Origin of the sequence: Streptomyces otsuchiensis, from assembly GCF_004305975.1 — a bacterium.
GTDB classification, from domain to species: Bacteria; Actinomycetota; Actinomycetes; order Streptomycetales; family Streptomycetaceae; genus Streptomyces; species Streptomyces otsuchiensis.
Genome location: NZ_BHZI01000010.1, coordinates 1 through 17,171 on the forward strand (window position 1 = coordinate 1; position 17,171 = coordinate 17,171).

A 17,171-nucleotide genomic window follows, 5' to 3' on the forward strand; every position below is an offset into this window, starting at 1 on the left:
CCCCCGTACACCGCCACCCACCCCATCGCTCATCCGTGGGCCGAAAAGCTCACTTGTAGGGACGACGGCTAGAGTCGAACACATCCCCAGATCCACGGTCACGGCGCACAGAGACGGTCCGCCCGTGCAGAAAGGTGCGTGTCCCCATGTCTGATCATCATCTTCCCCCTCCGCTGGAGGTCAGCCCGGAGGCGCCCGACCGCAACCTGGCGCTGGAGCTGGTCCGTGTCACGGAGGCCGGCGCGATGGCCTCCGGCCGCTGGGTGGGCCGCGGTGACAAGAACGGCGCGGACGCCGCCGCCGTCCGCGCCATGCGCGCCCTGGTCTCCACCGTCTCGATGAACGGCGTGGTCGTCATCGGTGAGGGCGAGAAGGACGAAGCCCCGATGCTGTACAACGGCGAGCGCGTCGGCGACGGCACCGGGGCCGAGTGCGATGTCGCCGTGGACCCGGTGGACGGCACCACGCTCACCGCCAAGGGCATGGGCAACGCCGTCTCCGTGCTGGCGGTCGCCGACCGGGGCGCGATGTTCGACCCGAGCGCGGTCTTCTACATGGACAAGCTGGTGACGGGGCCCGAGGCCGCCGAGTTCGTCGACATCGACGCGCCCGTGGCCGTCAACATCCGCCGCGTCGCCAAGGCGAAGGGCGGCTCGCCCGAGGACGTGACCGTCTGCGTCCTGGACCGTCCGCGCCACGAGGACATCGTGCGTGAGATCCGCGCCTCGGGCGCCCGCATCCGGTTCATCGCCGACGGGGACGTGGCGGGTGCCATCGCGGCCGTGCGCGACGGCACGGGCGTGGACCTGCTGCTGGGGATCGGCGGCACCCCCGAGGGCATCATCGCGGCCTGCGCCATCAAGTGCCTCGGCGGCACCATCCAGGGCAAGCTGTGGCCCAAGGACGCGGCCGAACGGCAGCAGGCCCTGGACGCCGGGCACGACCTGGACCGGGTGCTCCACACAGACGACCTGGTCAGCGGCGACAACGTCTTCTTCGTCGCCACGGGGATCACCGACGGCGACCTGCTCCGTGGCGTGCGCTATCGCGCCGAGACGGCGACCACCCAGTCACTGGTGGTCCGCTCGAAGTCGGGCACGATCCGCCAGATCGACTCCACGCACCGGCTGTCCAAGCTGCGCGCCTACAGCGCCGTCAACTTCGACCAGGCACGCTGACACCACGCCTCCGGCCTCCCGTTCGTCCGGCACGCGTGACAGCGGGCCGGACGGACGGAAGGCAGTGGCGAGTGGGCCGGGCTCAGGCCGCCTCGGCGGCCTGCCGCCGACGGCGACGTCCCAGAACCACGCGGCGTTCCGCGGCGGTCAGACCGCCCCAGACTCCGTACGGCTCGGGCTGGAGCAGGGCGTGCTCGCGGCACTCCAGCAGCACCGGGCACCGGGCGCACACCGACTTGGCGGCCTGCTCCCGGGAGAGCCGGGCGGCCGTGGGCTCCTGGGAGGGCGCGAAGAACAACCCTGCCTCGTCCCGCTGGCACGCGGCTTCGGAATGCCACGGGCCCGCGAGGTCTCTCCGTATGGGCTGCGCCGGGGCAGCCGGAGACCACTGGGACTCGTGAGGCGATTGCAGCACGGTCAACTCCTGAGGACGGCTTCCGGGGGGCTGACAGACCCTCATCCGTCGGCCTGGCGGGCCGGCCGCGGCAGCGCACCACTGATCGGCCATACGAGTGACGGTCCTCCCTGCCCTACCCGCTGCGCACACGCTTATGCACGGAGAGCCAAACCCGTGGACGTGCGGTAGTCCCCCGAGTCCGCAGCGTGTCCATGGAGCGGCGCGACACAGGGCCGCGCACACACAGCGCACTCATCCGGTGACAGCGCACCGTCCGGGTCACGTGCCCCGGGGGTGCGCCGCGCCACGGGGGCACCACCGCCCACGGCCGACACGCACGCGGACCGGCGAAGCCCGGGAGGAGCCCGACGCGGCCCGGAGGGGCGGGGATCAGCCCTGTTCGTCACGCAGGTTGCGCACCTGCTTGCCGACGGCCGGTCCGGCGTCGACGCCACCGCAGATGGCGACGCCCCGCACGGTGATCACCGGTGCGTCGGGGTCGCGGGAGACGGTCTCGGTGTTGCCGAAGCCGCCCAGGATGCCGCTGCCCTCGGAGCGCAGCGTGACGTTCTCCGGGACCGTGATGTCGACGCCTCCGCAGATGGCGGTGACGTTGATCACGACCTCGGGGTGCTCGAAGATCGCCTCGGAGAGGTCGAGGTCCACCCCGCCGCAGATGGCGACGACGTTGACCACCGCGCCTACGCGCCAGGTCCCCTCACGGCTGGCGCCGCCGAGGATCGCCACGATGTTGCGGGAGGCACCCGAGCCGGGCCCCGGCCGCGCGGGGCCGGGGCGGGGGTTCGGCCGGGGCGCCTGCCGCTGTCCGGCCGGCAGGTCCCGGATCAGGACGTCCAGCTCCGGCACGGTCTTGGCACAGTAGACGCGCTCGATGCGGTCCGCGTGTTCCTCGGCCTCCAGGCGGCCCTCGGCCAGCGCCTCACGCAGGATGTCCGCGATCCGGTCGCGGTCCGCGTCGGAGGCGCGGACGGCGGGCTGATCACTCTGCTTCTCGAGGGGCACGGCGGGCCGCTTGTCGGTGCTCACTGGCTCAGGTTAGCGAGCGGTGGCCGGGCCCACCAGGGTCGACGGCGCGCTTCAGGGAGGAGTCAGGGCCGTTGTCAGGGCCGCCTCAGGGCCCGCGCTCAGGGGCGCCGTCACCGCAGCCCCGCCGCGGTGCCGTATCGCGGCCCCGCCGCAGAGGGCGACGCGCCGCGGCGGCCTCGGGTTCAGCGGCGGCCGGGGCGGGCCTCGGGCACCGCGGGGACCACCCGGACCGGCAGCGAGCGCAGCACGCGGCGCAGCCCGGCGCCCAGCGCGGCGAACTCGGCGGCCCGGGCGGTGCCGGCGCGGGTCACCAGCGCGATGCGGCGGGTCGGCGCGGGGGCGGCGAAGTGGCCGGTGGCCAGGTCGTGGCTGCGGGCCGTCTCGGCGTCCAGCGCGGTGCGCGGCAGCAGCGTCACGCCCATGCCGCCGGCGACGAGCTGGACCAGGGTGGCGAGCCCGGCCGCGCCGGCGGCGGGGCCGGGGCCCTCGCGCCCGGCGTGGCGGCAGATGTCCAGCGCCTGGTCCCGCAGGCAGTGGCCGTGGTCGAGCAGGATGAGGTCGAGGTCGCGCAGCGCGTCCCGGGGGATGTCGGTGCGTCCGGCCAGCGGGTGGTCCCTGGGGGTGACGACGCAGATGTCCTCGTCGAAGAGGGGCAGTTCGGTGAGGCCGGGAACACCGAGGGGGACGGCGAGCAGCAGCACGTCCAGGCGGCCGGAGAGCAGTCCGTCCAGCAGCGGCGCGGTCTGCTCCTCGGTGACGGCCAGGTCGAGGGCCGGGTACTCCTCGCGCACCAGCCGGAGCACACCGGGCAGCAGGTAGGGGGCGCAGGTGGGGATGACCCCGAGGCGGAGCGAGCCGGTGAACGGGGCGCGTGCCGCCTCGGCCTCCTCCATGAGGTCCCCGACCGCGTCGAGTACGGCGCGGGCGCGGCCGGCGAGCCGTTCACCCGCGGGGGTGAGCAGGACACGCCGTGTGGTGCGCTCCACAAGGGTGACGTCGAGGATGTCCTCCAGGGCCGCGACGGCACCCGAAAGAGCCGGTTGGCTCATGCCGATGGCGGCTGCGGCCTCCCGGAAATGAAGGTGTTCGGCGACCGCCAGGAAGGCCCTGAGCTGGGAGACCGTGGGTTGGCGCAGTCCCGCCGAACGCACCGACACTGATAAACACTCCCGATCAACCGTACAGAACCTGGCTATTTCCGTGATCAACGCCGGATGTGACAGCGTGAGTCGCGTCCAACCCTCGGAAAGCCCCCGTAAGGGTACTTTCCCCGTGCAAGGAGATCACGTTGCTCACCGTTGGTGACAAGTTCCCCGAGTTCGAGCTGACCGCCTGTGTCTCGCTGGAGAAGGGCAAGGAGTTCGACACGATCAACCACAAGACCTACGAGGGCTCGTGGAAGGTCTACTTCGCCTGGCCGATGGACTTCACCTTCGTCTGCCCCACCGAGATCGCCGCCTTCGGCAAGCTCCAGGACGAGTTCGCCGACCGTGACGCGCAGATCCTCGGCTTCTCGCTCGACACGCAGTTCGTCCACCACGCGTGGCGCCGTGACCACGAGGACCTCCGCGACCTCCCCTTCCCGATGATGTCCGACGTGCAGCGCGAGCTCTGCTCCGCCCTCGGCATCCTCGGCGAGGACGGCCTGCCCATGCGCGCCGTCTTCATCGTCGACCCGAACAACGAGATCCAGTTCTCCATGGTGACCGCCGGCTCCGTCGGCCGGAACCCCAAGGAGGTCCTGCGGGTCCTCGACGCCCTGCAGACCGACGAGCTGTGCCCCTGCAACTGGAGCAAGGGCGAGGACACCCTCGACCCGGTCTCGCTGCTCGCGGGCGAGTGAGCGGACCACACCCAGCGGTGACGCCGCCGGCGACAGCGCCGGCGGCGGGTTCGGGCGGAACAGCGTCCGGCACTACAGCGTCCGGCGGAACAGCGGAGACGGGAGAACGACCATGGCACTGGACGACCTGAAGGCGGCCATACCGGCCTACGCCAAGGACCTCAAGCTCAACCTCAGCTCGGTGATCGGCAACTCCGAGCTGCCGGCCCAGCAGCTCTGGGGCACGGTGCTGGCCTGCGCCATCGCCGCCCGCTCCCCGATCGTGCTGCGCGAGCTGGAGCCCGAGGCCCGCAAGGAGCTGTCCGAGGAGGCGTACACCGCCGCCAAGGCGGCCGCCGCCGTCATGGCGATGAACAACGTCTTCTACCGCACCCGGCACCTGCTGTCGGACCCGGAGTACGGCACGCTCCGCGCGGGCCTGCGGATGAACGTCATCGGCAACCCCGGCGTGGACAAGACCGACTTCGAGCTGTGGTCGCTCGCCGTCTCCGCCGTCAACGGCTGCGGCCAGTGCCTGGACTCGCACGAGCAGGTGCTGCGCAAGGCGGGCGTGGACCGCGAGACCGTCCAGGAGGCGTTCAAGATCGCCGCCGTGGTCCAGGCCGTGGCCCTCACCCTCGACGCCGAGGCGACGCTCTCCTCCTGAACCACCCCGGACCCGCTTCCGGCCGCTTCCGGCCGGAGCGTGCTCGACGCTCATGCCGAGGGCCCGGAACCCCTGTGATCCACAGCTTGAGTTCCGGGCCCTCGGCGTGTGTGCCGGTGGCGCCGTCAGCGCACCGTGTCAGCGCACCGTCATCTCGAACCAGACCAGCTTGCCCGTGCCGAGCCGCGTGGCGCCCCAGCGCCGTGCCAGCCGCTGCACGAGGACGAGACCGCGGCCGCCCTCGTCGGCGGGGCCGGCCTGCCGGAGCCTGGGCAGCTGGGGGACGTCGTCACCGACCTCGCAACGCAGCGCCTCGGTACGCAGCAGCCGCAGCGTCACCGGGCGTTCGGCGTAGCGGACCGCGTTGGTGACCACCTCGCTGACCAGCAGCTCCACCGAGTCGAGCAGGTCCTCCAGCCCCCACCGGGTCAGGCTGTCACGCACCTGGCGGCGGGCGAGGCGGACCGAGTCGGCGCGCGGCGGGAGCCGCAGCAGCACCACGTCCTCCGGCGCCACCCCCTCGAACTGGGCGGCGAGCAGCGCGATGTCGTCGTCCCGGTCGCCGGGGCCGGCGATATCCAGGATCTCGTCGCACAGCGCCTCCAGCGGCGCGGCGGCGCCCGGGCGGGTGAGCCGCGCGGTCTCGGTCAGCAGCGCGCGCAGCTGGTCCACGCCGGTGGAGACGTCACGGCTGCGCGACTCGACCAGACCGTCGGTGTAGAGCACCAGGGTCGACCCGGCGGGGGCGCTGAGCGTGATCGTCTCGAAGTCCACGCCGCCGACGCCGATCGGGGCGTTGGGCGGCAGGTCCACCAGCTCGGTGGTGCCGTCCACGTGCAGCAGCACGGGCGGCGGGTGGCCCGCGTTGGCGGCGGTGATGGTGTGCGCGACCGGGTCGTAGACGGCGTAGAGGCAGGTCGCCATCCGGTCCTCGCCGAGCCGCTGGGCCTGCTCGTCGAGGTGGCGCAGCACCTCCTCGGGCGGCAGGTCCAGCCCGGCCAGGGTCTGCACGGTCGTCCGGAGCTGGCCCATGATCGCGGCCGAGGTGGTGGAGTGGCCCATCACGTCGCCGACGACCAGCGCCATCCGGCTGCCGGGCAGCGGGATGGCGTCGTACCAGTCGCCGCCGACCCGCGCGGACTGCGCGGCGGCGAGGTAGCGGTGTGCCAGCCGGACGCCGGTGGGCTGCGGCAGCCGGTCCGGGAGCATGGTGCGCTGGAGTTCGTCGGCGATGGACGCCTCACGGCCGTACAGCACGGCCTTGTCGACGCCGAGCGCGGTGTGGGTCGCCAGCTGGGCGGCGACCTGGAGGTCGTCGTGGGTGAACGCCACGGTGTCCGGGCGGCGCACGAAGACGGCGATCCCGGTGACGCGCCGGTGGCCGCGCAGCGGCGCCAGGATCGCGCGGTCCCCGGCGGGGAGCAGCTGATCCGGTCCGGTCAGCTCCTGGAGCGCGCCGCGCGCGACCTCGCCGTCCGCGAAGACCGGGCGGACGTTGCGCATCGTCTCCGCCAGCGGCCCGTTGGGGACCTGCTCGACCTGGGCCGTCGCGTTGTCCAGCAGCGGGACCGGTCCGGCGCCGCTGCTGCGCCCGGCCAGCGCCTCCGGCACCCGGTCGGTGCGGCGCAGCCGCAGCACGAACGGGCTGACGGGCTGCTCGTCGCCGACGGGCAGCGGCTCACGCAGGTAGATGAGGATGGCGTCGGCGAAGGTCGGGACGGTGGCCCGGCACAGGCCGAGGATCGTCTCGTCCAGGTCGAGCCCGCGCGCGATCCGGCGGGTGGCGGAGCCCACGAACCGGAGCCGTTCGGCGTGGCCCTGCCCGGCGGCCGGGATGCGTCCGGCCGCTCCCCCGCTGTCCGCCGGGTCGGTGGGATGTCCCTGTGCGGACGGCTGTTCCGCGCCCCCGTCGGCGGGTTCCGGCGAGCCGGGACGCACCGCATGGTGCTCCTCGGCGGCCGGTTCCGTCCGGGCGTGCGGCATGGACGCGTTCTCCGCGCACTGCGGAGGTTCCGCCGTACGTGCCGCGGGGTGCGGTGGGGTCGGGTCCGTCACGGGGGTTGTCCATCCGTCCAGGTGGGAACTGGCGTGTGGGGCCGAGATGTTGTGATCCGAGGATCGGTGAGGGTTGATCCTACGGTCGAGTCAGGGGTGCGTTTCAAGAGGCTCCCGGACCCTCACACATTATGGGAAGCCCCTGGAGGGCTCGGGAAGGACCGGCCGGACGGTCCCAGTCCGGTGGCAGCACCGGCCTGCGCCACAGCGGATCGGGCCGCCAGGACTCCCAGCCGTCCCGGAACGGGCCCTGCCAGGAGGTGATCCGTTCGATCGCCGCATGCCCTGCATCCCTTACGCGGGAAGCCCTCTCGGCGCTCAGCAGGCCCACGCGCTGCGCCTGGGCGAACTCGTCCTCGTCCAGCCAGGACCAGTCGCGGTCGGGCCGGACCGCGATGTCGAGGAAGTAGTCCTCGGAGTCAACACCGCCAGACCAACGGGTCAACGGCTCCTCCAGGTTGACGTACCAGTTCCGGAAGCGCCAGCCGCGCTCCCAGAACAGCCAGACCGACCACGGCTCGCCCGGGCGGGCCAGCTTCAGCACGCCGGCGCCCTTCCAGCGCGCCCGGACCGTGGTGCGCGGTTTGGTGTAGCGGGTGGCCAGCGGCTCCAGGTGCAGGGCGGTGCCGTCGGTGAGCTGCGGCCGCACGCACTCCGTCCCGGGCGCCACCCACGCGGCGAAGAGGTCGGGGGTGTCCCGGACGACGGTCATCGGACGGCAGATGTGGAAGCCGTCGGCGCCGTTGGCCCGGTAGCGCCACAGGACGTGGTCGCCGGGCCGCCACCGCCGCCCGGCCGCCCGCTCGCCGCCCGCTCGCTCTGTCGTCATATGCGGAGCATATGACGACTCATCATGAGGCCGCCGGTACCGCGGCGCCCCGGGCCGGGGCGCCGCGGTACCGGGAGCGGGCGGGAGAGGTGCGGAGGGGGCCCGTCAGGAGCGGGGCGGCGCCGCCGGAGGGTGGGTCATCGCCAGCACGTCCAGGGCCGCGTCCAGCTGCTCCTCGGTCAGCCGCCCGTCCGCGACGTACCCGCCGTCGATCACCGCCTGCCGGACGGTGATCCGCTCGGCCAGGGCGCGCTTGGCGACCTTGGCCGCCTCCTCGTACCCGATGTGGCGGTTCAGCGGGGTGACCACGGACGGCGAGGATTCGGCGTACTCGCGGCAGCGCTCGGTGTCGGCGGTGATCCCGCTCACCGTCCGGTCGGCCAGCATGGTGGCCGAGTTGCCGAGCAGCCGGACCGACTCCAGCAGGTTGCGCGCCAGGACCGGGAGCATGACGTTCAGCTCGAAGCTGCCGGACGCGCCGGCGGTGGTGACGGTGACGTCGTTCCCGATCACCTGGGCGCAGACCATCAGCACCGCCTCCGGCACCACGGGATTGACCTTGCCCGGCATGATCGACGAACCGGGCTGGAGGTCGGGGAGCGCGATCTCCGCCAGGCCGGTGCGGGGGCCCGACGCCATCCAGCGCAGGTCGTTGCAGATCTTGGTGAGGGAGACCGCGATGACGCGCAGCTGGCCCGATGTCTCCACCAGCGCGTCCCGCGCGCCCTGCGCCTCGAAGTGGTTGCGTGCCTCGGTCAGCGGCAGCCCGGTGGTGCGCGCCACCTCGGCGATGACGGCGGCGGGGAACCCGGCGGGTGTGTTGATGCCGGTGCCGACGGCGGTACCGCCCAGCGGCAGTTCGGCCAGGCGCGGAAGGGAGCCGCGCAGCCGCTCCACGCCGTACCGCACCTGCGCGGCGTAGCCGGCGAACTCCTGGCCGAGGGTGACCGGTGTCGCGTCCATCAGATGGGTACGGCCGGACTTCACGACCCCGGCGAACTCCTGGCCCTTGTCCGCGAGGGCGTCGGCGAGGTGTTCCAGCGCCGGTACCAGCTCGCGGCTGATCGCGGCGGTGGCGGCGATGTGGATCGAGGACGGGAACACGTCGTTGGACGACTGGCTGGCGTTCACGTGGTCGTTGGGGTGGACCGGCTCACCCAGCCGTTCGGTGGCCAGGGTGGCGAGCACCTCGTTCATGTTCATGTTGGAGGAGGTGCCCGAGCCGGTCTGGAAGACGTCCACCGGGAACTGGTCGTCCCAGCGGCCCTCCACCACCTCGGCGGCGGCCGAGGCGATGGCCTCGGCGCGCGCCGCGTCCAGCACGCCCAGCTCGGCGTTGACGACGGCCGCCGCCGCCTTGACGCGGGCCAGTGCCTCGATGTGCGCCGGGTCCAGCCGGCGGCCGGAGACCGGGAAGTTCTCCACCGCCCGCTGCGTCTGCGCGCGCCACTTGGCGTCCGCCGGTACCCGTACCTCTCCCATGGAGTCCCGTTCCACCCGGAACCCGCCGCCGCTGCCGTCGTCCTCGGTCTTCCCAGTCGTCCCAGTCATGACCCCAACGTACCGCCGCGCTCACGGAGGGGTGGCGTGCCACCGCGGCGCACCGCCGACGCGAGCCGGACCGGTGGTGGGCTCTCAAACACGCTCTCGGGTCGCCCGGGCGCTCAGGGCACCCGGGGCGCGTGGTGCACCAGCAGGTAGCGCCACAGCAGCAGCCGCCGGACCCGGGCGCCCGGCAGCAGCGTCGCGGCCGTCCCGCGCACCTGCGCCAGCGACAGCTCCGGGGCCCGCACCGGCGGTGCGGGCGGCTGCGACGGGACGCCACGCAGCCGCTCCCCCGCCGCCACCGCGACCCGGGCCGTGGCGTTGACCGGCAGCGCCGCGAGGCTCCAGGCGTGGTCGGTGACGGTCCACTCGGCGTAGCAGCCCAGGACCACCAGTACGCCGCCGGGCGCGAGCGCGTCGCGCAGCCGGCCCAGCGTCGGCGCGAACGGGACGTGGTGCAGGCTGGCGAGGCAGGTGATGACGTCGTAGCCGGCCGGGCTCAGCTCGGTCCGGGTGATGTCGGCCCGGCGGAAGCGCGGTCCGTCGACGGCCGGACGCCCCGCAACCGGGGTACGGCGCTCGGCCGGGCTACGGCGCTCGGCCGGGGTGCGTCGCCGCGCCGCCGCGATCATCTCGGCCGACGGGTCCACCGCCTCCACCGTCAGGCCGCGTGCGGCGAGCCGGTGGGCGAACGCGCCGGTGCCGCAGCCCACGTCCAGGGCGCGTCCGGCGCGGTGCGGGATCTGCCGCGAGATCAGGCGGTGGTAGTGGTCGTTGTGGTCGAACGGCACCCGGCCGCACCTCCTCGGCCCGTGGGCCGGTCCGGCCCGGCGCGGCGGACCGGACCGGGCCCGCCGCCGTCCGGGGTGTGGCTCAGCGGCGCACCGGGATGGTGGTGACGAACGGCTGGGACGGGCCGGGGTCGGTGAAGAAGTCGTTGCCCTTGTCGTCCACCACGATGAACGCCGGGAAGTCCTCGACCTCGATCTTCCAGACCGCCTCCATGCCCAGCTCCTCGTACTCCAGCACCTCGACCTTCTTGATGCAGTCCTGGGCGAGCCGGGCGGCCGGGCCGCCGATGGAGCCGAGGTAGAAGCCGCCGTGGGCCGCGCAGGCGTCGGTGACCTGCTTGCTGCGGTTGCCCTTCGCCAGCATGACGAAGGAGCCACCGGCCGCCTGGAACTGCTCCACGTAGGCGTCCATCCGGCCGGCGGTGGTCGGCCCGAAGGAGCCCGAGGCGTATCCCTCGGGGGTCTTGGCCGGGCCCGCGTAGTAGACCGCGTGGTCACGCAGGTACTGCGGCATCTCCTCGCCGCTGTCCAGCAGTTCCTTGATCTTGGCGTGGGCGATGTCGCGGGCCACGACCAGCGGGCCGGAGAGCGAGAGCCGGGTCTTGACCGGGTGCCTGGTCAGCTCCGCGCGGATCTCGTCCATCGGCCGGTTGAGGTCGATCCGGACCACGTCGCTGTCGGCGGAGAGGTCCTCCTCGGTGGTCTCCGGCAGGAAGCGCGCCGGGTCGGTCTCCAGCTGCTCCAGGAAGACGCCCTCGGCGGTGATCTTGGCGCGGGCCTGGCGGTCGGCCGAACAGGAGACGGCGATGGCGACCGGGCAGGAGGCACCGTGGCGCGGCAGCCGGACGACGCGGACGTCGTGGCAGAAGTACTTGCCGCCGAACTGCGCGCCGATCCCGATGCGCTGGGTCAGCTCGAAGACCTGCTGTTCCAGCTCACGGTCACGGAAGCCGTGCCCGGAGGGCGAGCCGCTCTCCGGGAGGTCGTCGAGGTAGTGCGCGGAGGCGTACTTCGCCGTCTTCAGCGCGTACTCGGCGGATGTGCCGCCGACGACGATCGCCAGGTGGTAGGGCGGGCAGGCCGCGGTGCCGAGCGACCGGATCTTCTCCTCCAGGAACTTCATCATGGAGGTCTCGTTGAGGACCGCCTTCGTCTCCTGGTAGAGGAAGGACTTGTTCGCCGACCCGCCGCCCTTGGCCATGAAGAGGAACTTGTAGGCGTCGCCGTCCTCGGCGTACAGCTCGATCTGGGCCGGGAGGTTGGAGCCGGTGTTCTTCTCCTCCCACATGGTCAGCGGCGCGAGCTGCGAGTAGCGCAGGTTCAGCTTGGTGTAGGCGTCGTACACGCCGCGCGAGAGCGCCTCCGCGTCCCCGCCCTCCGTCAGGACCTGCTGCCCGCGCTTGCCCATCACGATCGCGGTGCCGGTGTCCTGGCACATCGGCAGCACACCGGCCGCGGCGATGTTGGCGTTCTTCAGCAGGTCCAGCGCCACGAACCGGTCGTTGGCCGAGGCCTCCGGATCGTCGAGGATCTTCCGCAGCTGGGAGAGGTGCTCCGGCCGCAGGTAGTGGGAGATGTCGTGCATCGCCTCGGCAGCGAGCCTGCGCAGCGCCTCGGGCTCCACCTTGAGGAAGGTGCGTCCCTCGACCTCGAAGGTGGACACGCCCTCGGCGGTGACCAGGCGGTACGGAGTGCTGTCCGTGCCGGCGGGCAGCAGGTCGGTGTAGGCGAACTCTGGCATGGCGGGCAACCTCATCCGGGCAGACTTCAGCGCCGGGCAGGCTGCTGCGGCGCGCCCACCAGCCTAGAACCTGTCCGGGACAGGGCGGCGTCAGGGCCTGCGCGGTCCGGTGCGGTGCACCGCGCGGTGCGGGATCGTGGCTCGTCAGTCGAGGAGGATGCGCCGTCCGCGCAGGGCGCGGACCGCGCGCCGGGTGCGGCGGGCGCCGTGGCGGCGGCGGAGCCGTTCCGCCGCCTCGGTGGCGGGGGCGGCGCCGTCGGTGAGCCGCCCCAGTTCCACGCAGGCGGACTCGGTGGGCCAGCTGTCGGGGCCGTACAGCTCGGCGAGATCCGGTATGAGCTCGGCCCACAGGCGGGCGGCCTCCCCGGTGTCGCCGCTCTCCAGGGCCGCCCGGGCCGCGTCGCCGCGGGCGCGCAGCAGGTGCGAGGTGGCGAGGGCTCCGGCGGGCTCGGCGCCGGGGCCCGCGCCGGTCGGTGCGGCCGGCCCGGCCGAGGGGTTCGGCCCGGGCCGGCGGACCGGCGCCGGGTCGACGCTCTCCTCGGGGTCACGGTCGTGAAGGCCGTGCCCGGTGTCCGGCGCGGCCGGACCGGGCCCGGCGGGCGGCTGCCGGAAGGCGGTGGGAACGCGGTCCTCCACCGTGGGCCCCGTGGCGGCCTCCGGCGCGGGCCGGGCACCGCCGTCCTCCCGGGCACCACCGTCCCGGGCGAGCGCGGCGGCACCGGTGGGACCGGCGGCGAGCACGCGCAGCAGGTCGCGCACCTCGGCGGCGCCGGACGGGCGGTCCTCCGGCCGCTTCGCCAGCAGCCGGAGCACCAGTTCGTCGACCGGCGCGGGAATCCCGGGACGGATACTGCTCGGCGCCTCGGGCACCTGGTGCACCTGCTGGTACATCAGCTGCATCATCGTGGAGCCGGGCGGGAAGACGGTGCGGCCGGTGAGCAGGGCGAAGAGGACGCAGCCCAGGGCGTAGAGGTCGGTGCGGGCGTCGACCTCACCGGTCATGCACTGTTCGGGCGCCATGTAGTCGGGGGTGCCGATGACCATGCCGGTCGCGGTGAGCGCGCTGCGCTGCCGGACGCTGACGCCCTCGGCGAACCGCGCGATGCCGAAGTCCAGCAGCTTGACCCGGTCGTCGCGGCTGAGCATGACGTTGCCGGGCTTGAGGTCCCGGTGTGTGATGCCCACCTCGGGATGGTGGGCGGCGGAGAGCCCGTCGGCGATCTGGGCGGCCCACTCCAGCGCGCGCGGGAGCGGCGGCACCCCGGCGCGCAGTTCCTCGGCGAGGGAGCGGCCCGGGACCAGCTCCATGACCAGCAGGACCGCCGGGGAGCCCTGGAACTCGCCGGTGAAGAAGTCGTGCACCGTGACGATGTGGGGGTGCGCCAGCCGGGCGATGGCCGTGGCCTCGCGTTCCAGGCGGCGGACCAGGTCGGCGTCGTCGGCGTCGGTCGCGGTCTTGATGGCGACATCGCGGCGCAGCCGCTCGTCGTGGGCCTGCCAGACCTGGCCCATGCCACCCTCGCCGAGCTTGCGTACCAGTCGGTAGCGCTCGTGCAGCAGTTCACCGGCCGCCATGTGTCCCCCGTCGTCTCTCTCCAGCGCCTCCGCACCGTCACCGCGGAGGCTTAGGATCGCACAGGATTATCAGCTGCCGGGTAGAGATGTCGTCGGGGGTACGGGGATGCGCGGATGGTTCCGGCGGACGGCGGGAACACTGACGGCCGCACTGGTCGTCGGCCTGCTCGCGGCTCCGCCCGCACGCGCCGAGGGGCAGCTCGACCGGGCCGCCGAGGCCCTCGCGGAGCCCGGGGTCTGGGCCGACGAGGACTACCAGGGGCTCACCGAGGACATGGTCGCGCTGCTCGACGCCCGCTACGCGCGCGCCGAGACGCCCTTCCGGATGGCGCTGCTCACCGAGAAGACGGACGACGCCGACGCCCTCGCCCGGGACCTCGCCACGCGGGTCGGCGAACCGGGCGTCTACTTCGTGCTCTCGGAGTGGGACGACCCGCTCAGCGACTACCGCGACAGCGCCCGCGGCTTCGCCGCCACAGCGGTGGGCGCCACCGCCGACGACCTGCGGGACGAGAACATCAACCGCGCCGGTATCAACACCGGCAACGTCCTGCTCACGCTGCCCGACTCGCTCGACGGGGACCTCTCCGCCCGGCTGCCCCGCGACTTCGGCGAGGACCGGTTCCTGGTGGACCCCGCCGTCACCGATGTCTTCCCCGAGCTCACCGAGGAGTTGCTCCGGGACACCTTCGCCGACACCCCCCGGCTGCGGGTGGCGCTGGTCTCCGGGGTCGGCGGCGCCTCGGACGCGGCGGCGACGACGATGGCCGCCGACCTCCCGGCGGACGGGGCGATGCTGCTGCTCCAGTGGGAGGACTCCGAGTTCTCCGTGGTGATGGGCTCGGGCCGGGATCTGCCGTCCGTCGGGGAACTGGAGAGCATCGGGGGCAGCATCGGCATCTCCCGCGTCGAACCGGAGCTGCTGCCCACCCGGCTGACGCAGCTGGCCGCCGTCCTCGGCCCCGACGTCACGGAGCTGGCGCGGGAGGCGCTGGACTCCTCCGCGCTGTACGTGCACCCGGCCGTCCAGGACGGGGTGACCACCGGCGAACGGCTGGCGGAGTTCGGCGAGGCGTTCGCCGCCCTGGATTCCGGGGCCCGGGTGGCGGTGCTGCCGGAGGCCGTCACCCGCGCGCAGCTCGGCGAGGACGTGACCGGCAACGGTGACGACGACGCCGTCGCCCGGCTCGTCGCCGGGGACGACGAAGGCCCGCTGGCCGTGTTCCTCGCGGACATGCACTATCTGCGGATCAGCGACGCCGAGGCGGTCGGCGGTGAGGAGTTCGTGACGGCCGCCGACCGCAGCAGGCACAGCGGCGAGCCGTTCCTGGAGACCACGCTGAGCCGTCTGCTGGAGCAGCTGGGCAGCTCCGTGGCCGCACCGCCCGCCACCGGCGAGGATGTCGGAGCCGGCACACCGGGCCAGGACACGGCGGCCGGTCCCGCCCTGGCGGACTCCGGCGCCCTGCGCCTCGTGGTCTGGGTCCTGCTCGGGCTGGCGGCGGCCGCCACGGTGCTGACCGTCGCCTCGGCACGGCTGCTCCCCCGGGGGCGGCCACGGCTGGTGGCACGGTCCCTGGCGACCGCCTCGCGCCGGAAGGCGCTCGCCCGCATGACCGAGCGGCAGCGCCACGAACAGCTCGCCCGCTCCGCGCGGACACGCGCCGAGAACGGGCGTGAACTGGCCCGGCTGGAGAACCGGCTGGCCGCCCTCCCCGTCGGGTACGGCGACCGCCTGCCGCCGGGCCTGGGGCAGCTCCTCGGGGAGTACGAGCGGCTGCGCGCGGCCCACGCGGAGGCGCGGACGGTGGACCAGGCGGCACAGGTGCGCAAGGACCTCGCCCGCGCCCACCGCCGTCACGGCCTCCTGGTGCTGGTCTCCTCCCGCTGAGCGCGCCCCCGCCCGTTGACCGGTCTTCGTGTGCGTCGGGCGGGTGACCGGCGGTGGCACCGCCGGTCACCCGCCCACCGTCACCCGCCCGTCACCCGCGGGCGCCCCGCACGGCCGCCGGACTCAGCCGCCGTTGACCGACGCCGCGATCCGGTCGCCGATCCCCTTGTCGACGTTCCGCCAGTACCGCAGCGCCCGCTCCAGCACGGGTGCGCTGACGTCCTGCTTCAGGTGCCCCGTCACGTTGGTCACGAGCCGTGCCCGTGCCGCGTCGTCGAGCACCTCGCGCACCATCGTCCCGGCCTGGCCGAAGTCGTCGTCGGCCGACCGCGGGGTGTACGCCTGGCGGACCATCTCCCCCTCCGCGCGCCAGCCGGCGGGTTCGCCGAACCGAGCCGTGTCGGCCGCCGGGCCGCCGTAGGAGTTCGGGGCGTACACCGCCCCCGTCCGCGCCGGCTCGTACCGCATCGGGCCGTCCTTGGAGTAGGAGCGCACCGGGGTCTGCGGCCGGTTGGGCGGCAGCTGGGTGTAGTTCGGCCCGATCCGGTAGCGGTGGGTGTCCGGGTACGAGAAGAGCCGGCCGAGCAGCATCTTGTCCGGCGAGGGCCCGATACCGGGCACCAGGTTCGACGGCTCGAACGCGGACTGCTCGATGTGGACGAAGTAGTCCTCCGGGTTGCGGTCCAGCCGCATCTGCCCGACCTCGATCAGGGGGTAGTCGCCGTGCGGCCACACCTTGGTCAGGTCGAAGGGATTGAAGCGGTAGTCCGGCGCGTCGTCGAACGGCATCACCTGCACGTACATCGTCCAGGTGGGGGCCTCCCGGCGGGCGATCGCCTCGAAGAGGTCCTGCCGGTGGGCGTCGGCGTTCTCACCGGCGATCCGGTCGGCGTCCTCCTGCGTGAGGTACTCGATCCCCTGGTCGGTCTTGATGTGGTACTTGATCCAGAACCGCTCGCCGCCCCCGTTGACCCAGAGGTAGGTGTGGGAGCCGTACCCGTTCATGTGGCGCCAGCTCCGCGGGATGCCCCGGTCGCCCATGAGCCAGGTCACCATGTGCGCCGACTCCGGGGAGAGCGTCCAGAAGTCCCACTGCATGTCGTGGTCGCGCAGCCCGCTGTCCGGGCGGCGCTTCTGCGAGCGGATGAAGTCCTGGAACTTCAGGGGGTCGCGCACGAAGAACACGGGGGTGTTGTTGCCGACCAGGTCGTAGTTCCCCTGGTCGGTGTAGAACTTCAGCGCGAAGCCGCGCGGGTCCCGCCAGGTGTCGGGGCTGCCCTGTTCGCCCGCCACGGTGGAGAAACGGGCCAGCATCTCGGTCCGCCGCCCCGGCTGGAAGAGCGACGCCTTGGTGAACTGGCTCACGTCGTTGGTGACGTGGAACGTCCCGTACGCCCCGCCGCCCTTCGCGTGCACGACCCGTTCCGGCACTCGCTCCCGGTTGAACTGGGCCATCTTCTCGATGAGGTAGTGGTCCTGCAGCAGGATGGGGCCGTCGGGTGCGACAGTGAGCGAATGCTCGTCGCTCTCCACCGGGATGCCCGCGTTGGTGGTCGTGTGGTCGGAGGTGCCGTATTCGGACATGGGAAGGGGTCTCCCGTTCGAGGTGGGGACACTCAGTCGCCCTCTCAGG

At 73.0% G+C, this 17,171-nt stretch carries 14 protein-coding genes; 4 read left to right on the plus strand and 10 right to left on the minus strand.

All coding sequences use genetic code 11. The features are described 5' to 3' along the window. The first annotated feature begins 146 nt into the window (after positions 1-146). Positions 147-1,178: a class II fructose-bisphosphatase gene (glpX, locus tag E0D90_RS02000; protein WP_103500933.1), complete on the plus strand. Its 1,032-nt coding sequence runs from the start codon at positions 147-149 to the stop codon at positions 1,176-1,178. Between the two features lie 82 nt (positions 1,179-1,260). Here glpX and E0D90_RS02005 read toward each other — a convergent pair whose 3' ends face one another. The 3 genes from E0D90_RS02005 to E0D90_RS02015 all read right to left on the minus strand — a co-directional run bounded on the left by E0D90_RS02005 (position 1,261) and on the right by E0D90_RS02015 (position 3,779). Then, the gene (locus tag E0D90_RS02005; RefSeq protein WP_103500934.1) at positions 1,261-1,593 is read right to left on the minus strand and encodes a WhiB family transcriptional regulator; all 333 of its coding nucleotides are present in this window, start codon (positions 1,591-1,593) and stop codon (positions 1,261-1,263) included. A 372-nt stretch (positions 1,594-1,965) separates the two neighbouring features. Then, positions 1,966-2,622, minus strand: a complete 657-nt coding sequence (locus E0D90_RS02010) for a DUF1707 SHOCT-like domain-containing protein (RefSeq protein ID WP_130796369.1) — start codon at positions 2,620-2,622, stop codon at positions 1,966-1,968. Between the two features lie 182 nt (positions 2,623-2,804). After that, entirely contained in the window at positions 2,805-3,779 is a 975-nt protein-coding gene (locus E0D90_RS02015) for a hydrogen peroxide-inducible genes activator (RefSeq protein WP_130796370.1), read from the minus strand. A 131-nt stretch (positions 3,780-3,910) separates the two neighbouring features. Here E0D90_RS02015 and E0D90_RS02020 point away from each other — a divergent pair, with 131 nt between their 5' ends. Both E0D90_RS02020 and E0D90_RS02025 read left to right on the plus strand, forming a co-directional pair. Then, positions 3,911-4,465: a peroxiredoxin gene (locus E0D90_RS02020; RefSeq protein ID WP_103504505.1), complete on the plus strand. Its 555-nt coding sequence runs from the start codon at positions 3,911-3,913 to the stop codon at positions 4,463-4,465. 112 nt (positions 4,466-4,577) lie between these two features. Further along, positions 4,578-5,111: an alkyl hydroperoxide reductase gene (locus tag E0D90_RS02025; protein WP_130796371.1), complete on the plus strand. Its 534-nt coding sequence runs from the start codon at positions 4,578-4,580 to the stop codon at positions 5,109-5,111. A 138-nt stretch (positions 5,112-5,249) separates the two neighbouring features. Here the strand turns inward: E0D90_RS02025 and E0D90_RS02030 are convergent, their stop codons facing one another. The 6 genes from E0D90_RS02030 to E0D90_RS02055 form a co-directional block, all read right to left on the minus strand. Next, the gene (locus tag E0D90_RS02030) at positions 5,250-7,094 is read right to left on the minus strand and encodes an ATP-binding SpoIIE family protein phosphatase (protein ID WP_103504503.1); all 1,845 of its coding nucleotides are present in this window, start codon (positions 7,092-7,094) and stop codon (positions 5,250-5,252) included. Between the two features lie 175 nt (positions 7,095-7,269). Then, positions 7,270-7,995: a cytidylyl-2-hydroxypropylphosphonate hydrolase gene (fomD, locus tag E0D90_RS02035; protein ID WP_130796372.1), complete on the minus strand. Its 726-nt coding sequence runs from the start codon at positions 7,993-7,995 to the stop codon at positions 7,270-7,272. A gap of 105 nt (positions 7,996-8,100) precedes the next feature. Beyond that, positions 8,101-9,546 (minus strand): class II fumarate hydratase, encoded by a 1,446-nt coding sequence (locus E0D90_RS02040; RefSeq protein WP_130796373.1) that lies wholly within the window; start codon positions 9,544-9,546, stop codon positions 8,101-8,103. 113 nt (positions 9,547-9,659) lie between these two features. Beyond that, positions 9,660-10,331 (minus strand): class I SAM-dependent methyltransferase, encoded by a 672-nt coding sequence (locus E0D90_RS02045; protein ID WP_130796374.1) that lies wholly within the window; start codon positions 10,329-10,331, stop codon positions 9,660-9,662. An 82-nt stretch (positions 10,332-10,413) separates the two neighbouring features. Beyond that, entirely contained in the window at positions 10,414-12,081 is a 1,668-nt protein-coding gene (locus E0D90_RS02050; protein ID WP_130796391.1) for a fumarate hydratase, read from the minus strand. 135 nt (positions 12,082-12,216) lie between these two features. Beyond that, positions 12,217-13,647, minus strand: coding sequence for a serine/threonine-protein kinase (locus E0D90_RS02055; protein ID WP_130796375.1), 1,431 nt, complete (start codon positions 13,645-13,647; stop codon positions 12,217-12,219). Positions 13,648-13,753: 106 nt separating this feature from the next. Here E0D90_RS02055 and E0D90_RS02060 point away from each other — a divergent pair, with 106 nt between their 5' ends. Continuing rightward, on the plus strand, positions 13,754-15,538 hold the full coding sequence (locus tag E0D90_RS02060; protein WP_130796376.1) for a hypothetical protein: 1,785 nt from the start codon (positions 13,754-13,756) through the stop codon (positions 15,536-15,538). Between the two features lie 123 nt (positions 15,539-15,661). Here E0D90_RS02060 and E0D90_RS02065 read toward each other — a convergent pair whose 3' ends face one another. Continuing rightward, the gene (locus E0D90_RS02065; RefSeq protein ID WP_103528182.1) at positions 15,662-17,122 is read right to left on the minus strand and encodes a catalase; all 1,461 of its coding nucleotides are present in this window, start codon (positions 17,120-17,122) and stop codon (positions 15,662-15,664) included. Positions 17,123-17,171: the final 49 nt, after the last annotated feature.

What these genes read in the sequence shown, in the direction of transcription:
- E0D90_RS02030 (WP_103504503.1), bottom strand. Translation starts at nt 7,094, where the DNA reads ATGCCGCACGCCCGGACGGAACCGGCCGCCGAGGAGCACCATGCGGTG.
- E0D90_RS02060 (WP_130796376.1), top strand. Translation starts at nt 13,754, where the DNA reads ATGCGCGGATGGTTCCGGCGGACGGCGGGAACACTGACGGCCGCACTG.
- fomD (WP_130796372.1), bottom strand. Translation starts at nt 7,995, where the DNA reads ATGACGACAGAGCGAGCGGGCGGCGAGCGGGCGGCCGGGCGGCGGTGG.
- glpX (WP_103500933.1), top strand. Translation starts at nt 147, where the DNA reads ATGTCTGATCATCATCTTCCCCCTCCGCTGGAGGTCAGCCCGGAGGCG.
- E0D90_RS02065 (WP_103528182.1), bottom strand. Translation starts at nt 17,122, where the DNA reads ATGTCCGAATACGGCACCTCCGACCACACGACCACCAACGCGGGCATC.
- E0D90_RS02040 (WP_130796373.1), bottom strand. Translation starts at nt 9,546, where the DNA reads ATGACTGGGACGACTGGGAAGACCGAGGACGACGGCAGCGGCGGCGGG.
- E0D90_RS02025 (WP_130796371.1), top strand. Translation starts at nt 4,578, where the DNA reads ATGGCACTGGACGACCTGAAGGCGGCCATACCGGCCTACGCCAAGGAC.
- E0D90_RS02055 (WP_130796375.1), bottom strand. Translation starts at nt 13,647, where the DNA reads ATGGCGGCCGGTGAACTGCTGCACGAGCGCTACCGACTGGTACGCAAG.